Source organism: Micromonospora sp. M42, assembly GCF_000568915.1.
Classification (GTDB): Bacteria; Actinomycetota; Actinomycetes; order Mycobacteriales; family Micromonosporaceae; genus Micromonospora; species Micromonospora chalcea.
Genome location: NZ_KK037233.1, coordinates 3,644,844 through 3,659,678, shown reverse-complemented (window position 1 = coordinate 3,659,678; position 14,835 = coordinate 3,644,844). Strand labels below are relative to the sequence as shown.

11 protein-coding genes, 1 tRNA gene and 1 pseudogene are annotated in these 14,835 nt (G+C 68.0%); 6 read left to right on the top strand and 7 right to left on the bottom strand.

Features of this window, described 5'->3' with window-relative positions; translation table 11 throughout:
• Positions 1-80 precede the first annotated feature (80 nt).
• From MCBG_RS16570 to MCBG_RS16545, 6 genes and pseudogenes are all read left to right on the top strand, one after another.
• Positions 81-2,269, top strand: a pseudogene (locus MCBG_RS16570) (diguanylate cyclase).
• A 9-nt stretch (positions 2,270-2,278) separates the two neighbouring features.
• Positions 2,279-3,268, top strand: a complete 990-nt coding sequence (locus MCBG_RS16565; protein WP_043326860.1) for a UTP--glucose-1-phosphate uridylyltransferase — start codon at positions 2,279-2,281, stop codon at positions 3,266-3,268.
• Complete coding sequence (gene glp, locus MCBG_RS16560; RefSeq protein ID WP_043326858.1) at positions 3,265-4,578, top strand: molybdopterin molybdotransferase MoeA; 1,314 nt, start codon at positions 3,265-3,267, stop codon at positions 4,576-4,578. Before MCBG_RS16565 ends, glp begins: the two co-directional genes overlap by 4 nt.
• Before the next feature lie 108 nt (positions 4,579-4,686).
• Positions 4,687-5,328 (top strand): GNAT family N-acetyltransferase, encoded by a 642-nt coding sequence (locus MCBG_RS16555; RefSeq protein WP_030501124.1) that lies wholly within the window; start codon positions 4,687-4,689, stop codon positions 5,326-5,328.
• Positions 5,329-5,497: 169 nt separating this feature from the next.
• Positions 5,498-6,280, top strand: coding sequence for a divisome protein SepX/GlpR (locus MCBG_RS16550; protein WP_181373822.1), 783 nt, complete (start codon positions 5,498-5,500; stop codon positions 6,278-6,280).
• A 185-nt stretch (positions 6,281-6,465) separates the two neighbouring features.
• Positions 6,466-6,542, top strand: a tRNA-Ala gene (locus MCBG_RS16545).
• 62 nt (positions 6,543-6,604) lie between these two features.
• Here the strand turns inward: MCBG_RS16545 and MCBG_RS16540 are convergent.
• From MCBG_RS16540 to MCBG_RS16515, 7 genes are all read right to left on the bottom strand, one after another.
• Positions 6,605-7,216: a tyrosine-type recombinase/integrase gene (locus MCBG_RS16540; protein WP_223201246.1), complete on the bottom strand. Its 612-nt coding sequence runs from the start codon at positions 7,214-7,216 to the stop codon at positions 6,605-6,607.
• A 286-nt stretch (positions 7,217-7,502) separates the two neighbouring features.
• Positions 7,503-9,968: a hypothetical protein gene (locus MCBG_RS32550; protein WP_140946574.1), complete on the bottom strand. Its 2,466-nt coding sequence runs from the start codon at positions 9,966-9,968 to the stop codon at positions 7,503-7,505.
• A 391-nt stretch (positions 9,969-10,359) separates the two neighbouring features.
• Complete coding sequence (locus MCBG_RS32545) at positions 10,360-11,397, bottom strand: hypothetical protein (protein ID WP_140946573.1); 1,038 nt, start codon at positions 11,395-11,397, stop codon at positions 10,360-10,362.
• Between the two features lie 901 nt (positions 11,398-12,298).
• Positions 12,299-12,994 carry an Ntn hydrolase family protein gene (locus MCBG_RS16530; RefSeq protein WP_043326855.1) on the bottom strand — a complete coding sequence of 232 codons (696 nt, stop codon included), beginning with the start codon at positions 12,992-12,994 and terminating at the stop codon, positions 12,299-12,301.
• 122 nt (positions 12,995-13,116) lie between these two features.
• Complete coding sequence (locus MCBG_RS16525) at positions 13,117-13,560, bottom strand: DUF3592 domain-containing protein (protein ID WP_140946572.1); 444 nt, start codon at positions 13,558-13,560, stop codon at positions 13,117-13,119.
• A gap of 36 nt (positions 13,561-13,596) precedes the next feature.
• Complete coding sequence (locus tag MCBG_RS16520) at positions 13,597-14,397, bottom strand: methyltransferase domain-containing protein (protein WP_043326851.1); 801 nt, start codon at positions 14,395-14,397, stop codon at positions 13,597-13,599.
• A gap of 52 nt (positions 14,398-14,449) precedes the next feature.
• Complete coding sequence (locus MCBG_RS16515; RefSeq protein ID WP_181373821.1) at positions 14,450-14,833, bottom strand: hypothetical protein; 384 nt, start codon at positions 14,831-14,833, stop codon at positions 14,450-14,452.
• Between the last annotated feature and the right edge of the window lie 2 nt (positions 14,834-14,835).

The window sequence follows — 14,835 nt, the reverse complement described above, 5'->3', positions numbered from 1 at the left end:
ACACTCCTGACGCAACGCTTGCCTAATGGTCGCTCTGTGTCAGCATCGCACCAAGGGGCGCGGAACTTCCGGGGGGAAGCTTGACGCTACGCGGGCGGTTGACGGCAGCCTTCCTCGCGGTGGTGCTCGGCCCCGTCCTGCTCGGCGCGCTCTTCGTCGGGGCGACGTTGAGCGCCGTCGACCGGAGCCGCGCCACCGAGCGACTGGGTCTGGCCGCGGCCGGTGTGCGTACCTCGATCGACGCGCTCTGCCAGCAACTGCGCGCGGCGGCCGACGCGGTCGCGCTGGTGGCCGACCCGGTCGCCCGGCCGCGTGCGGCCGACCAGGTGGTCGGCCGGGGGCTCGCCGCCGGCGTGCTGATCGCCGACGCCGCCGGCCGCACCAGCTACGCCACGGCGGGCGGTCCGCCCGGGCGCTGGCAGGACTGCGCGGGCGCCCCCGCCACCCCGATCGGCGCGCTCTCCGCCCAGGTGCGGCTGCGCGACCCGGCCGGCGCCGACCTCGGCGCGGTCGCCGCCGCGCACCCGTCGACCGGGCCTTCGTGGCGCGGCTCGCCGCCGTCACCGGCGTCGCGGTCACCCTCCTCGACGCCCCCGGGCAGATCACCCACACGACCGAAGATCAGGGGGTACGCGCAGCGGTGCTGGCCGCCGCCGGCAAGGCGCGCGGGAACGGCGTGGCCGGGACGGGCGACGGCCGGTACGTGCGCCGGGTGGGCCCGATGCCCGGTCAACCGCTGCCGCTGGTGCTCTCGATTCCCGGCGAGCGCCCACCCGGCCTGTACGGCGCGCTGATCGCGGCGGTGGCGCTGGCCGCCCTGCTGGCCGTGCTGACCGCGTGGCGGCTCGCCCGGGTGACCACCCGGCCGCTGGGCGAGCTGGCCGGGGCGGTGGACCGGGTGGCGCAGGGCGACCTGAGCGCCCGGGTGCCGGTGCGCAGCCGGGACGAGATCGGGCGGCTGGCCAGCGCGTTCAACCGGATGGCCCGGGAGACCGGCAGCTACGTGGCGGCGCTGACCAGCAGCCGGGACCAGCTGCGCAACCACCTCGCCGTGCTCGGCGACACGCTCGCCAGCACGCACGACCTGCAACGCATCCTGCGGGTGATCCTGGACAGCGCGATCGCCGCCACCGGCGCCCGGGCCGGCGCGGTGCTGCTCGTCGACGCCGAGGGCGTGCTCGTCGGCCGGTGCGTCGAAGGGCTGACCGGACGCTGGCCCACGAGCGACCCGGCCGACCCGGCGACGCTGCGGGTCGCGGTCGGCGCCGGGGTGCTCGGCGCGGTCGCCGCCACCGGTGAGCCGCTGCGCGGCCGGTGGACCCCACCCGACGCCCCGACCGGGGAACCGTCCTGCGAGACGTACGTGGCGGTGCCGTTCGCCACGCCCGGCGGCGCCGAGTCGCGCGGCCCGGACCGTCCCGGCCACCCGCCCGCCGACGGCGACCCGCCCGGCTCGGCCTGCGCCGCGCTCGGCGTGCTCGTGCTCTACGACCGGCTCGGCGGTCCCGAGTTCCACGACGACGACGTGGTGACGCTGCGGACGTTCGCCGGGCACGCGGCGGTGGCGGTGGAGAACGTCCGGGTGCACGAGGAGGCGCAGCGGCTCTCCCTCACCGACCCGCTGACCGGGTTGTGGAACTACCGCTACCTGCGCGAGTCGATCCGCCGGGAGGTGGAGCGGGCGAACCGGTTCGGCCGGATGCTCAGCGTGCTCGCGCTCGACCTGGACCGGTTCAAGCGCGTCAACGACACCTGGGGGCACGCCGCCGGGGACGCCGTGCTGGTCGAGTTCGCGCGCCGGGTACGCGGCGTGATCCGCGAGGTGGACCTCGCGTTCCGGCAGGGCGGCGAGGAGTTCGTGGTGCTGCTGCCGGAGACCGACGCGCGGGGCGCCACGATCGTCGCCGAGCGGCTCGGCGCGGTCGTACGGGACCAGCCGGTGACTGTCGAGGGAAGCACCGATGAACCGGTGCACGTGCCGGTGACCGTCTCCATCGGCATCGCCGTCTACCCGGACCACGCCGCCGACGGCCAGCAGGTGCTCGACGCCGCCGACGACGCGCTGTACGCGGCGAAGGCCGCCGGACGCGACGGCTACCGGCTGGCCCCCGCACCCGATCCGGTTCCCACCCAGGAGATCCCGGTGGTGGCCGTGACCGTCAGCCCGCCGGACGGGCTGCCCCGGGCGGGCACGGCGGACGCGCCGGGCACCGTCCAGGGCGGCGCGTCTTCCGGTCCTCACCCGCCGCGGCAGAGCCGTGGCCGATAGTCTCGCGACATGTCGGAGCACTCAGCGAACCCCTCAGCGACCCGCGGTCGCTCCCGCGCGGTCAAGGCCGTGATCCCGGCCGCCGGCCTGGCCACCCGGTTCCTGCCGGCCACCAAGGCGGTTCCCAAGGAACTGCTGCCGGTCGTCGACCGGCCGGTGCTGCAGTACATCGTCGAGGAGGCCGCGCAGGCCGGCATCGACGACATCCTGCTGATCACCGGTCGCGGCAAGACCTCGATGGTCGACCACTTCGACCGCCGGCCCGACCTGGAGGAACGGCTCGCCAAGAAGCCCGAGCTGCTGGCCGAGGTCAAGCGCACCGAGGAACTCGCAGCGATCTACACGGTCCGCCAGCCGGAGCAGCTCGGCCTCGGCCACGCCGTCGGGTACGCCGAGTCGCACGTCGGCGACGCGCCCTTCGCGGTGCTGCTCGGCGACGAGTTCGTCAAGCCCTCCGAGCCGCTGCTGCCGGCCATGCTGGAGCTCCAGGCCCGCACCGGTGGCGTGGTGCTCGCCTTCTTCGAGGTCGACCCGGCCGAGACCAGCCGTTACGGCATCGCGTCGGTCGAGCCCGCCGAGTCGGAATACGGCGACATCGCCGAGGTCGTCAAGGTCACCGGCATGGTGGAGAAGCCCAGTCCGGAGGAAGCGCCCAGCAACCTGGCGGTCCTCGGGCGGTACGTGCTCCCGGGGAAGATCTTCGACGCGATCCGGCGTACCGACCCGGGCAGCGGCGGCGAGATCCAGCTGACCGACGCGATGGAGCTGCTGCGTACCGAGGGGGTGCCGGTGCACGCCATCGTCTACCGGGGCACCCGCTACGACACCGGCATGCCGCTGGGCTACCTGCAGACCGTGGTGCAGATCGCGGCCGAGCGGGAGGACCTGGGCGCCGAGTTCCGCAAGTGGCTGGCCGAGTTCGTCAACAACGGCGACGAGACGGTCACCGCGGCGGTCCTCAACGGCATGCGTGACGCGTCCGGCGGTGCCGATACATGACCGCGACGGCCGACGCCGAGGCGGCCGCGAACGAGTTGACGCCGCTCGCCGACTACCTGGGCAGTGTGCTGCGCAGGTTACGCGCGCTGCCTCCACTCGACCTCGACCTGACCCAGGCGTACGGCAACGTGCTCGCCGAGGACGTGGTCGCCCCGCACTCGTACCCCGCCTTCGACCAGGCGGCGGTGGACGGGTACGCCGCGCGCTGGGAGGACATCTCCGGTGGGAGTCGGGGGCCGGGCTACGTCCCGGCCCCCTCCGGTATGCCCGGTGGCCGCAGCATCCGGCTCAACGTCGTCGGTGACCTGGGCGCGGCGAGCTGGCGGCCGGTTCGGCTCACCCCCGGCTCGTGCTTCTCGGTCGCGGCCGGCGCGCCGCTGCCGATCGGCGCCGACGTGGTCGTCCCGGTGGAGTGGACCGACCAGGGCATGGCCGCCGTCGAGATCTTCCGCGCCCCCAAACGGGGGTACGGGCTGCGCCGCGCCGGGGAGGAACTGGTCGCCGGCACACTGCTCGCCCGCGCCGGCGCGTACGTCTCACCGGCGCTGGTGGCGGTGTTCGCCGCCACCGGCATCGGGCACGTCGTGGTGCGGCCCAGTCCGCGCGTGGTCATCGTGGCCACCGGCGACGAGCTGGTCGACGTGGGCCGGGGCAGCCAGCCCGGGCAGGTGGTGGACACCAACTCGCACGCGCTCACCGCTGCGGCGGCCGAGGCGGGCGGGCTCGCGTACCGGGTGGGGATCTGCGACGACGACCCGGAGGCGCTGCGCGGCCTGCTGGACGACCAGACGCTGCGGGCCGACCTGATCATCACCACCGGCGGCACCGGCACCGGCCCGGGCGACATGGTGCGCCGCATCCTGTCCCGCCGCGAGGGCGGCCGGGCCGGACCGGTCACCTTCACAGAGGTGGCCCTCTATCCGGGAACGGCTCTCGGGTTCGGTACGGTCGGCGCCGAGGAGGTGCCGGTGGTGTGTCTTCCCGGTGAGCCCGGCGCGGCGCTGATCGGCTTCGAGGTGCTGGCCCGCCCGGCGATCCAGCTGCTGGCCGGCGCCGAGCCGGTGTTCCGGCCGAGCGTCCGCGCGCACCTGCTGGAGACGGTCTCGTCCCCGGTGGGGCTGCGCGAGTTCCGGCCCGCGCACGTGGCCGAGCGGCGTGGCGGCGGCTACACGGTGCAGCCGCTCGCCGGTGGCCCGTACACGCTCTCCGGCCTGTCCGACGCGAACGGTCTGCTGGTGCTGGGCGAGCGGGTCACCACCGCCGCCGCGGGGTCCACCGTCGACGTGCTCCTGCTGGACCGGCGCCGGTGAGCGCGAGGAGTGAGCTTGCGAGCCCCGCAGTCGCGAGCGAAAGGCAAGCTCGGTGAGCGCGAGGAGTGAGCTTGCGAGCCCCGCAGTCGCGAGCGAAAGGCAAGCTCGGTGAGGTTCTGGCGGGCTCCGGGGTGGCCGGCGGTGCTCGTGGACGGCCCGGTGGTGCTGCGGCCGTACCGGCGATCGGACGCCGGCGCCTGGTCGGAGATCCGGCGCGCGAACCGCGAGTGGCTGGCGCCGTGGGAGTCGCACGTGCCCGGCGGCTGGTACGAGACCAACTCGCCGGCGGCGTTCCGGCTGGTCCACGCGGACCAGCGCAAGTCCGCGCGCAGCGGTGAGGGCATGCCGTTCGCGGTGTGCCTGCGTGAGGACGGCCGGGAGCGCCTGGTCGGTCACGTCAACATCGGCAGCATCGTGCGGCGGGCGTTCTGTTCCGGGTACGTGGGCTACTGGGTGGACTCCCGGGTGGCCGGCCGGGGCGTGATCCCGACCGCTGTCGCGCTCGCCGTGGACCACGCCTTCGGTCCCGGTGGCCTGCACCGGATCGAGGTGAACATCCGGCCGGAGAACATGCCGTCCCGCCGGGTGGTGGAGAAGCTCGGCTTCCGCGAGGAGGCCTATCACGTGCGCTACATGCACATCGACGGCGCGTGGCGCGACCACATCGGATACGCGATGACCGGCGAGGAAGTAGTCGCCGAGGGCGGCTTGCTGGCGCGGTGGCACCGCGTACGTGACAACCGCCGCTGACGCGCCCGCACGGCGCGGCGCACTGTGAACTGGGTCGACGGCCCGTAACCTCAAGTAACTGCAAGCTGCGGCAAGCGCTGCCCGCCCGCATGAAGTGCGCCGTAAACGACGGTCGACGGAACAAGTTGCGGCGGGCGGCGCTCGCCGGAGAACTTTGGTGACGGGAGGGGTGAGGGTGCCCACGTCGGTGCTCCTCGCCGTCCTCGCCGCCGCCGGTCTGCTCGCCCTCGCTCCGGCGCTGGTCCGCCGGTACGACGCCACCGAGCGGCTGGTGGCGGAGCGGGCGCAGTCGACGGCGCGGGTGCTCCAGCGCCAGCGTCGACGGCGCACCGTGCCCGGGCGACGGCCGCTGCACCCGCCGCGCTCCCTCGTGGTGACCCTCAGTGAAGACTCCGACACGGGTAGTCTCGCCCGCCCGGTCTCCGCGCCACCGCTGCGCCGCCGTTCCGGCCGGCTCCGGCCCGTCTCCGCCGTCCCGGCCCAGTCCCGCCGACGGAACTCGCCCCGGCGGCGGCACACCCCGGCGGTCTACCGCCGGCGCCGGGTGCTCGCCGCGCTGCTGCTGCTCAACCTGGTGGAACTGGGCGGCGTGGTACTTGTCGGACCCGGGTTCTGGATCAGCGTCTCGGTCACCGGCACGCTGCTCGTGGCGTACGTCGTACACCTGCGGCAGCGTGCCCTCGCCGAACGTCGGCGGCGGCGCGCGGACGCCCGGGAGGCGGCCTGGCTGGCCGCCCGCCAGGCCGAGGTGCGCCGCGAGCAGGCCCGGCGCGCGGCGGCCCGGCGGGAGGCGCAGCGCCGGCTGGCCGCCCAGCGCGAGGCGGTCCGGCGTACGGCGATGGGGCTGGACCGTCCCGCGGACCTGCCGCCCGCGGCGAGCGGCGGCTCGGTGTCCTACCGGCGGGCGGGTGGCCTGCGCGGACGCCCCTACCAGTCCGGCCGAGGCGCCTGACTCCCTTGCCCGCCGCGTGGGGGTCCGACGGCGATCTTGGAAGATTTCGGCCCCTCTGAGGGCCCTTTCCTTCCAAGATCTACGGGGCGGCGGGGCGGTTCGCGTCGCGGGGGCACGACCTGTTAGCCTTGTCGTCGGCCCGCCCGGTGAAAGCCGGGTGGGACCGACGCTGGTTCGCCGGCGGAGGGGCTGTGGCGCAGACCGGTAGCGCACCTCGTTCGCATCGAGGGGGTCAGGGGTTCAAATCCCCTCAGCTCCACCAGTAACACCGTTGACCAGGGGAAATGTCGCTAGCAAGATCAGCGGGCACAGATCCGGCACAACTCAGCGAGAATCCGGGGCCTTCGGGCCCCGCTTTCGTTTGGCGCTCGCCTCACGCAGCGCGCCGCTGATGATGTTGCGGCGGCGGTCCTTCTTCGGCCACCAATGGACGTAGGTCTCCAGCGTGATCCGCAGGCTGGAATGCCGCAGCGCGTTCTGCACGTCCGTCGGGTCGGCACCCGAGGTGATCAGACGGGTGGCGAAGTAGTGCCGCAGCGAGTGGAAGGTGCCCTCATCGGGCCAACCAGCCGCCCGGCACCACCCCCGCCACATCGTGGACCAGCGCTGGTCATGGATTGGCCGGCCGAACTCGTCGGTGAACAGCAGCGGGACCAATCGGCGCTTGGGCTCCCTGCCCGGGTCGGGAGTGCCAGCGGTGACGTCCGGCAGCTCGACCAGGGCGGGCGGGTAGGTACGGACGTGCCGGGCGAAGACGGCCGCGACGTGGTCGTCCAGGTCCACATCACCGACCGAACCGGCCTTCGGCGGAGCGAGGTAGAAGCCACCGTAGGCGACCTTGTGGAGCCGCAATTGCTGCACCACGTGCAGTTCCTGCCGCTGCGGGTCGATGCACCGGGTGCTGTCCTCCAGGCCGAGGACTTCCCCGAGCCGCAATCCCTCACCCGCACCGGCCCAAATGGCAGATCGTGGAGCCAGGCGCTGGCCACGAGCGCATCCGAATCAACAGCCGCTAGCCCGCTTAGCCCCCGAGCTTTCGTTGCGACTGCTCGGACGTGACGCCAACGACGTGGCAGGGCAGCGGCAAGAACTGCTCTGCCACGTCCGCTGTATGCTCAACCGTGCTTGCTATACCCAAAAGCCTAGGCTTCGTCCAGTCATCCCACCAGATCTGGCCGAGGCTTGTTGCGAACTCGCAGGTGTCGGCCAGCAGCGACAACTCCTACTTCTTGCGACTGGGCTTCTTCCCAGGGTTCAGGCGGCGGGTGGCTCGGCGTGCCGACGGCGGAGGGTTACGAGTCATTTGCTCGACTGGGACAAGGCCCATTTCCGACCCAAGGCGGTCCAATTCTTCATTTGGCGACCAAGGAAGGTTGTTGTAGCCAGACCACGCTATTGCCCCATCCTCACTGACTAGAACTGCGAGAGCGCGATCGGCTCGAAGTTGATGCTTTTTGACGGCGGCGTATATCTCCAGCTTCCCGCGAGCACCCAGATTTCCAAATGGCTGGGTTCCGAGGAAAATTGCGGAGTAGCCCCAAGGTGTGACAAGTACCTGCGCCAAGCTATGGAAGGTCTTGTCGATTTTCGTCCGCTCGATCAGTCCTGTGATCTGACTGGCCAATTCGGATTGCGAATCCTCAGAGAGGTTGAGGAGGTCGGCGCCGATCCTCAGCCAGCCCGGGGATCTTCTGGTTCGAAGCTCAGCAATGATTGAAAGGAGTAGTGCATTATCGCTTCTCCGCGGCTTCTCCGCGGCAGTGTACGTGACCCCATCTTCGTGATACATCCATGCGTCAAGGCTGTCTGTAAGGGTGCCGATGGTTGTGAAGGCTTCTTTCCTGTAGCGGGCGCGGGTTGCCCCCGTCGGTCTTGGCCCTGTCGGATAGCGCCGGTACAACTCGTCGGGATCTGGATCAAAGTACAATCCCCCTTGTATGAACCACATTAGTACATCCAGCTCGTCCACTGCCTCAAACAACCTTGCGGCTTGCGGCTCGGTGCGTCGGCGGAGGTAAAGAAGAAACAATTCGGGGGTCTCAAGGAGTTTGGTTGTCACCTCTAAGTCATGAAGCGACACAAGCCAGGGTAAAGTCGCGCCGCCGATTAGATCTGCCCGCACGAGGGTATCGGCAGCGACCGCTAGCGGCCCAAAATCATCAAGGCACGCAACTACGGTTCGGACCTCTCGGACTCCAGATAAGTTCAGCCACTTGCCGTTCGCCTGCCACAGCCCACCGTGTGCCAATATAAGTTGCTCAAGGCGCTGGGCCTGAGAAGTGGCTTCGCCAATCGTCTTTCTTAGGTCTTGAGCGACGCGTTGAACGTTTCCCGAACGCGCCTTGTCTGTGATCGATCCCGCTTTTACTTCGACACAGATGGCAACGTCGTCAATGATGAAGAGGGAATCGCCTTCTACGAGGCGAGCAGACTTCTTAAGGTTGCGTGCGTGCCCGCTTAAATCAAAGTCGGGGGCACCCTCTGGAGGGGCGAAATATTTCAGTCCTACGTGCTGCGGAGAAGGCACGCCGAGGACTTTCGCCATTAGTTCGGCTGCCCTTTTCTCCGCAAATGCATCCCGCTGCTTGCTGTATCGATCCCAAGCTTTGCTGTCGCCTAGAGCCTTCATATTCGAGTCGACAACGCGACGGATTTGATCGTCGGGAATCCCGCTCTGAAGCATCAGGTAGTTTCCTTGGCCGTCGTGAACCAAGTCTTTTGCTCGCAGGGGGTTTCGGCCACTGCAGAACGATTCGACCAAAGGAACCGATTCGCCCAGGGGCATTGAGACGCTGAACGCGTCCAAGACGGCGCTCACTGTGGCAGGCGCAAGACCGGACGTGGTCGCGATCTCAGCAACTGTAAATGCTGCCGGCGGGCCGGGATGGACAAACAATCTGTCGAACGATTGACGCGCCGCCTCAATCTGGTCGGCGTGAGGCTCAAATCCCTCCGAGGTCAACTTGGCAGCGCGACCGAGCGCATCGAAGTCAACAGACTTGGTCTCAAGATAGCGATCAGTTATCGCTTCTGACACCTGTAGGATCTCTGCGTAGGTGAAGCCCAACTTGAGCGCTAGGAGTTTGTCGTTGCTGGGCGGACCGAGTACACCTTCATTCAGCCCTCGTCCCACCGAAAGGTAGTGCCTGTTCCGGATCATAGTTTCCGCCAAGCGGAGCTGAGCAGCCAGCGGAGTAAGTGCGGCGTCGGCGGCTGGCCCCTCAACGGTGAAACTGAGCATGCCCGCAAGGTCAACTATCGCCCGAGCGTGGGTGCAAATCTCTTCGATCACCGTATTGGGGTAAGGGATACCGGGGTGCTCTTCTTCTTCGGTTCGTCGATGCCTGGCCAATGCGACAAGCGCAACAATATCGACTACAGTGGCCAATCCATTTGACTGACTTTCCCGATATCCCTCCAGCGTGAAGGGAATTTCGTGCTGCCGAGTCAGCTCGATGATATCGAATTCGTCCTGCCCGTGGAAAAGCTTCTCTATTTCCGCGACATGATACCTAATAATGGATGTCGCTTGGTGGCGAAGATCCTCCCACCGCTCGGCAGGCTCTAGCTTGCCGGCCAGCCTGGAGATCTCTTCTGACAGCTTGAGAGCGCCCTCATCCCCGTCCGTAAGGAGGCGACGGCGCTGCTGCGGGGTAGCACGTTTGCCCGCTCCCAGATTCTTCGGCACGGTCCGGGCCCCCTGTGTCATCGAGCGTGTCGCACGGATGAGCTTCGACACTAGTCGAACTAGTCGGACAACTAGTCGAACACGCTGTCGAACACGCAACTGTGAGAAGTTTCTGTACGGGATCAAGGCGGCCCGCTTCGCAGGCCGCTCGCGCCGCCGAACCTGGGCCGGGCCGATGGCCCGCCGCCGCGCCTCTGGCCTTCGGCCGCCAGCGCGACGGTGGCAGCCCGCCGACGGCGCGACATACGAAGAAGCCCCGGGCCGCCATGATCAGTGGCAGCTCCGGGGCTTCACGTTGATCGAGACACAGGCAGTGCCTCCGGCGGGGCGCTCGGGCGCTCTGGGATGGCTGGGCGGAGGGGACCCGGCGCGCTGCGCGCTTGAGAAGAAACTAGCGCCGGCCGTGATGCTGCTTGACTTTCCATAAGAAGTACATTTCTTCTAGCTCGATCTTCTCTCGATTCTCCCTAGACTTGAAGAACTGTGGCAACGGCGTGCTCGCAGCGAGAAGACCAATTCCCACCAGCCAGGGCAATCCGGCAACCGCTCCGACGGTGCCTGCTATTGCGCCGAATGTGCCAGCGGTCACGAGGTTGGACCTCAAGGATCTATTGCTGGCCGCAATCTTTCTCTCGATGTTGGCAACTGCGGGTCGAACCTTGTTCTGCCATACTTGTTCCGCGACGATGCTCGGCGAGTCGGAATCCGCCTTGTCGATTGTTTCGGCGATCGCCTCGCGCAGCACTGCCCGATACTGTTCGAAGTGGTGGTACTCCTGATTGCGAAGGGCAATCAATTCCTTTGTCAGCAATCCCTCTAATACGGGAATGCGGATCTGGGCACCTACGTCGTCTACGGTGAGCTTATCGCGGGTAGGAGTTCGGTCGAATAGCGGCGCTGGGGCGAGAGACGCAAGCGGGACTCCAAGACGCTGAGCGGTAGCAGCGTCGTATGCCGCCGAATATAACCATGATTCCAGTAGGCGCTTAGCCACTTGGTGCTTCTTTGGCCGGGTCTTTTGGCGGAAGGTGCGGCCAGCCGCCCCTTGGAAAAGCGGATGAGTTATGGCGCCATACCAGCTCTTGGGGCCGTCCTGTTCCAGCTCCACGCCGCCCTCCTTGCTGATCTGGCGGGCGAGGCTATCAATAGACCCTTCGTCTGTGAGTTCCTGAATTCCGAGCTGGTCGGCGCTTTCTAGAAGATGTGGTCGGCAAGAACAGAGCTTATCTGCGAATACCACATGCTGATCAAGTCCTATTCGCCGCATATGATGGAGCAGCAATACGTCTTGAGTTAGATCATGGGCGAAGCGGTTAAAGTCATCCCGGCTCGAAACTTTGTTAATTCTGCGTGTATAGGAGCTAGCAGACGGGCCCTCGATCATGATGAAGTCAAAATAGTGCAGGGCGTTTCCGAAGTTCAGATCCACGTGCCTGCTTTGGCAGACGTAGCTGCCACACATGAGGCTTCCACCCGGGTCCATCCACGGCCCAGCTACCACAGTGCTGCTCAGTGGGACATTGGAGTAGTCCAGGGTTTTGTGCTGAGTTGCTAGTTCTTGTAGTCGGCTCACAGGCCCCGGGTATTTCAACCGATCTGCGACGGCATCCTCGCTTGTCGCGTCATACTCGTCCATCCACTGATAGAGCCAATGCTTTCCCGGATTCGCCTGTGTAGTCATTTCAACCTCAAGAATGGGCTGCAGGTGGGGGAGGGGTAGAAAGCGTCGCGGCGGAATCTCCACGCTAGGTGACTTGCGGGAGCCCGACACCGCGACTGTCATGGGCCCGACACTTGGCCCAACAGCGAGAAGCCGACGAGCCAAGGTGGGCCGCCATGTGCACGTTCCTTCGCTGCTGTGGGTGTAAGGAGTTGTAGACCTGCAGTCTCCGGCAAGGGCTGGCCAAGATCATTACCTTCACCGAGCCCGCTTAAGGTGGAGGTGCCAATGCGGTCAGTACCGCTGGAAGTGGCCGAGCTGTACGGCAGCGATGTACAGCAACCGGCGGTGCCGAGTGGACCATGATCCACCATCGAACCCTCGACCAGCAGTGCGAGTCGAACGGGGCCGCTTGCCGATCTCTGGGGGTCAAAGGTCGCGCCGGAGTCGAAGATCATCGGGCACAGATCCGGCACAACCGGGAGCGACAAGCCGTGTCAAACGTCGAGAGGTGCTGGCGAGGGTTGCGCAGGTCAGTATGACGTTCCGCCCGATAGCAGATGATCTATCGCAAGCGGAGGTGTAAGGGGTTCAAATTCCCTGAGCTCCACACAGATCAAAGGCCGCTTCCGCCAGTCGGAAACGGCCTTTCTCGATCTCGTACGCGCTGTCAGTCGAACAGCCGGTCGAGCGCTTTCTGTTCGAGGTCACGCCAGCGCTGGACGTCCTTCAGCGCCTTGGCGATCTCCTTCTCGTCGAGATGGTGGGCGCCCTCCTCCCGGATGCACGCGACGCTGAACGGCCGGCCGACCGACGGCGAGGTCTGCTCCAGCGCCTCCAGCACCCGTACCACGCCCACCACGCCGTACTCGACGGTGCGCGCGGTCATCCGGAAGTGGGACAGCAGCGCGCCGGCCTGCTGGGCCATCGGCGCGCCGGAGCCGATGGCGTGGAAGCCCACGTCCTCGTAGCGGCCGATGAGCCCGTTCGGGTTGATCTCCACGATCCACGGCCCGCCCTGGCTGAAGCCGGCCGCGAGCAGGTACGCCGACACCCCGCCGCCGGAGCCCTCGCCGGGCACGTCCGGGATGTAGTTCTCGTAGTGCTTCTTGAAGACGGGCAGGACGCGCTCCTGCAGCTCGCCGCCGATGTCCGGCGCTTCGAGGATGGCGGTGGCCGAGTCCTGGAGGAGAGGGCGCAGGTCGTTCAGCACTCCGCGCGCGCCGCTGCCGCCCCAGGCGGCGCAGTCGCCGAGCGGGTGCAGCTTCTGCGCGGGGAAGCTCAGACCGCGGTCGCTCTCGGTGATCTGGGAGTCCGCGCCGATCACCACCCCGTCGCTGCAGACAACGGCGAGTACGACGGTCATGGGGTCCTCCTGTGCAGGGGTGCGGGGTTGGGGCGCGAGGTACCCGGCATCCCGCCTGCCTACACCCGGCAGGGACGTCCGTGTGGCGGCTGACACCGGTCACAAGCCGGCGGTGCCCGGAATCAGACTGGGCGGTCTCGGTGAAGGCGCCACCCGGCAAACCCAGCGCCCGACAGCAGGGCGGTGGCGGCCACGAGGTTGAATACCGCGACGCGCTGCGCGCCGTGGTTCTCGGCGTCCTCCACCCCCGGCGCGAGGTCGTCGGGGTTGTATCGGATGCGTACTCGATCGCCCTCGTCGAGCTCGGGGCTGCAGCTCGTGCACTCCGCGCTCAGGGGTTCGCCGCTACGAGGTGTGAACTCCACGGTGACCTTGCTGGCGCGTCCATGACGGTCGACGTCGACGACTGTGGCGTCTGTGGTGAGGCCGCGGTTCGCGAGGCCAATCGCGGTCGTGCCGTTATAGAAGGCGGCGCAGCACATGAAGGCGGAAGAAGCGGTGAGGATGATCAACGCGCCAATCAGCTTGCGTTGTCGCGGGTGAAGTTGTTCCCAACTTTCGTCCACGTCGCGATGCTAAGCACCGACGTCAACGGGGATGCGCTACGGCGACGGCTCGTGGAAGTAGACGGTGGCCGCGGTGAGGAAGAACGTGACCGCGTACGTGAACCGGCCTGCCTCGACCGCCTCGTCGAACTGCTCCTCGAACGCGCGAGCTTCGGCGGGGTCGAGTACGCCGCGCTGAGCCGCCGTACCGGCCCAGCTGCGCAGGCCGAGAACGTTGTCGGCGGCGTTCGGGTCCCGAACCAGCAGCGTGCGGGGCTCGACGGTGACCTCGGCCAGGCCGAGCGTGGCGAGAATGCCGGCGTGCTGGTGAGCCAGGGTGCCGTTGCGGAGCAGGCAGTCAGCCCGGAACCTCAGCACGCGCCGGGCCAGATCCTGGTCGGCGATGTCGAGCACCTGCGTGTCGTAGTCGGGATCCGCGAGAACGATCCGGCCACCCGGGCGGACGACCCTGGCGAGCTCCCTGATCGCGGCGCGGGGATCGGCGAGGTGCTGCACGGTGCGGTCGGCCCAGGCACCGTCGATCGAGTCGTCGAGGAACGGCAGCCGGTGGGCGTCGGCGACGGCGCACCGGGTCAGGCCACGGGCTCGCATGGCGACGGCCATGGTCAGGGAACGATCCACCGTCAGCACGGTGACGTCGTGATCGTCCCTCAGGCGGACCGCGCTCGCCCCGGTGCCCGCACCGACGTCGAGGTAGCGCCGGCCGGGCGACGGGCGGAGCAACTCGCGTACCCGCTGCTGGTATGCCTGGTAGAAGGGCTCGCCGCTCAGGCGGTCGAGCACGCCCACCCACGATTTCGGGTCCGGCTGCCGGTCGACATCGGTGAATCCGTGCACGGACTGGAGCCTATTTCGCCGCTGTCGGTTGAACCCGCAGCGCCGACGCGCGTCAGCGGGGCCGCTTGTCCTCGACGTGGACGACGGTCAGCTCATGGCCGTCTCGATCTCGCTTGTGGCGCCCGTACAGACCGACAGCAAGGTCGCTGTCGTCCGAGACCTCGTCCGGGCCGACGTAGGTCAACACGTCGTGGTGATGGCCGTAGACCGCCCAGCCGGGGCCGGGATCGAGCGTGACGGTACCGAAGTCCGCGGACGGCGAGCCGACGTGGACGGGGCCGTACTCGCGCAGGATCTCGACGGCCTGTGCGGCGAGGTCGACGCCCGGCGCGGGGTCCGGCAGGACGACGCACGTGCCGTGCGCGAACACGACCCAGGACTTGCCGTCTCCCAGGATGATGCGACGCCAGGTGTCGGCCAGGTTGTCGTCGGACATGA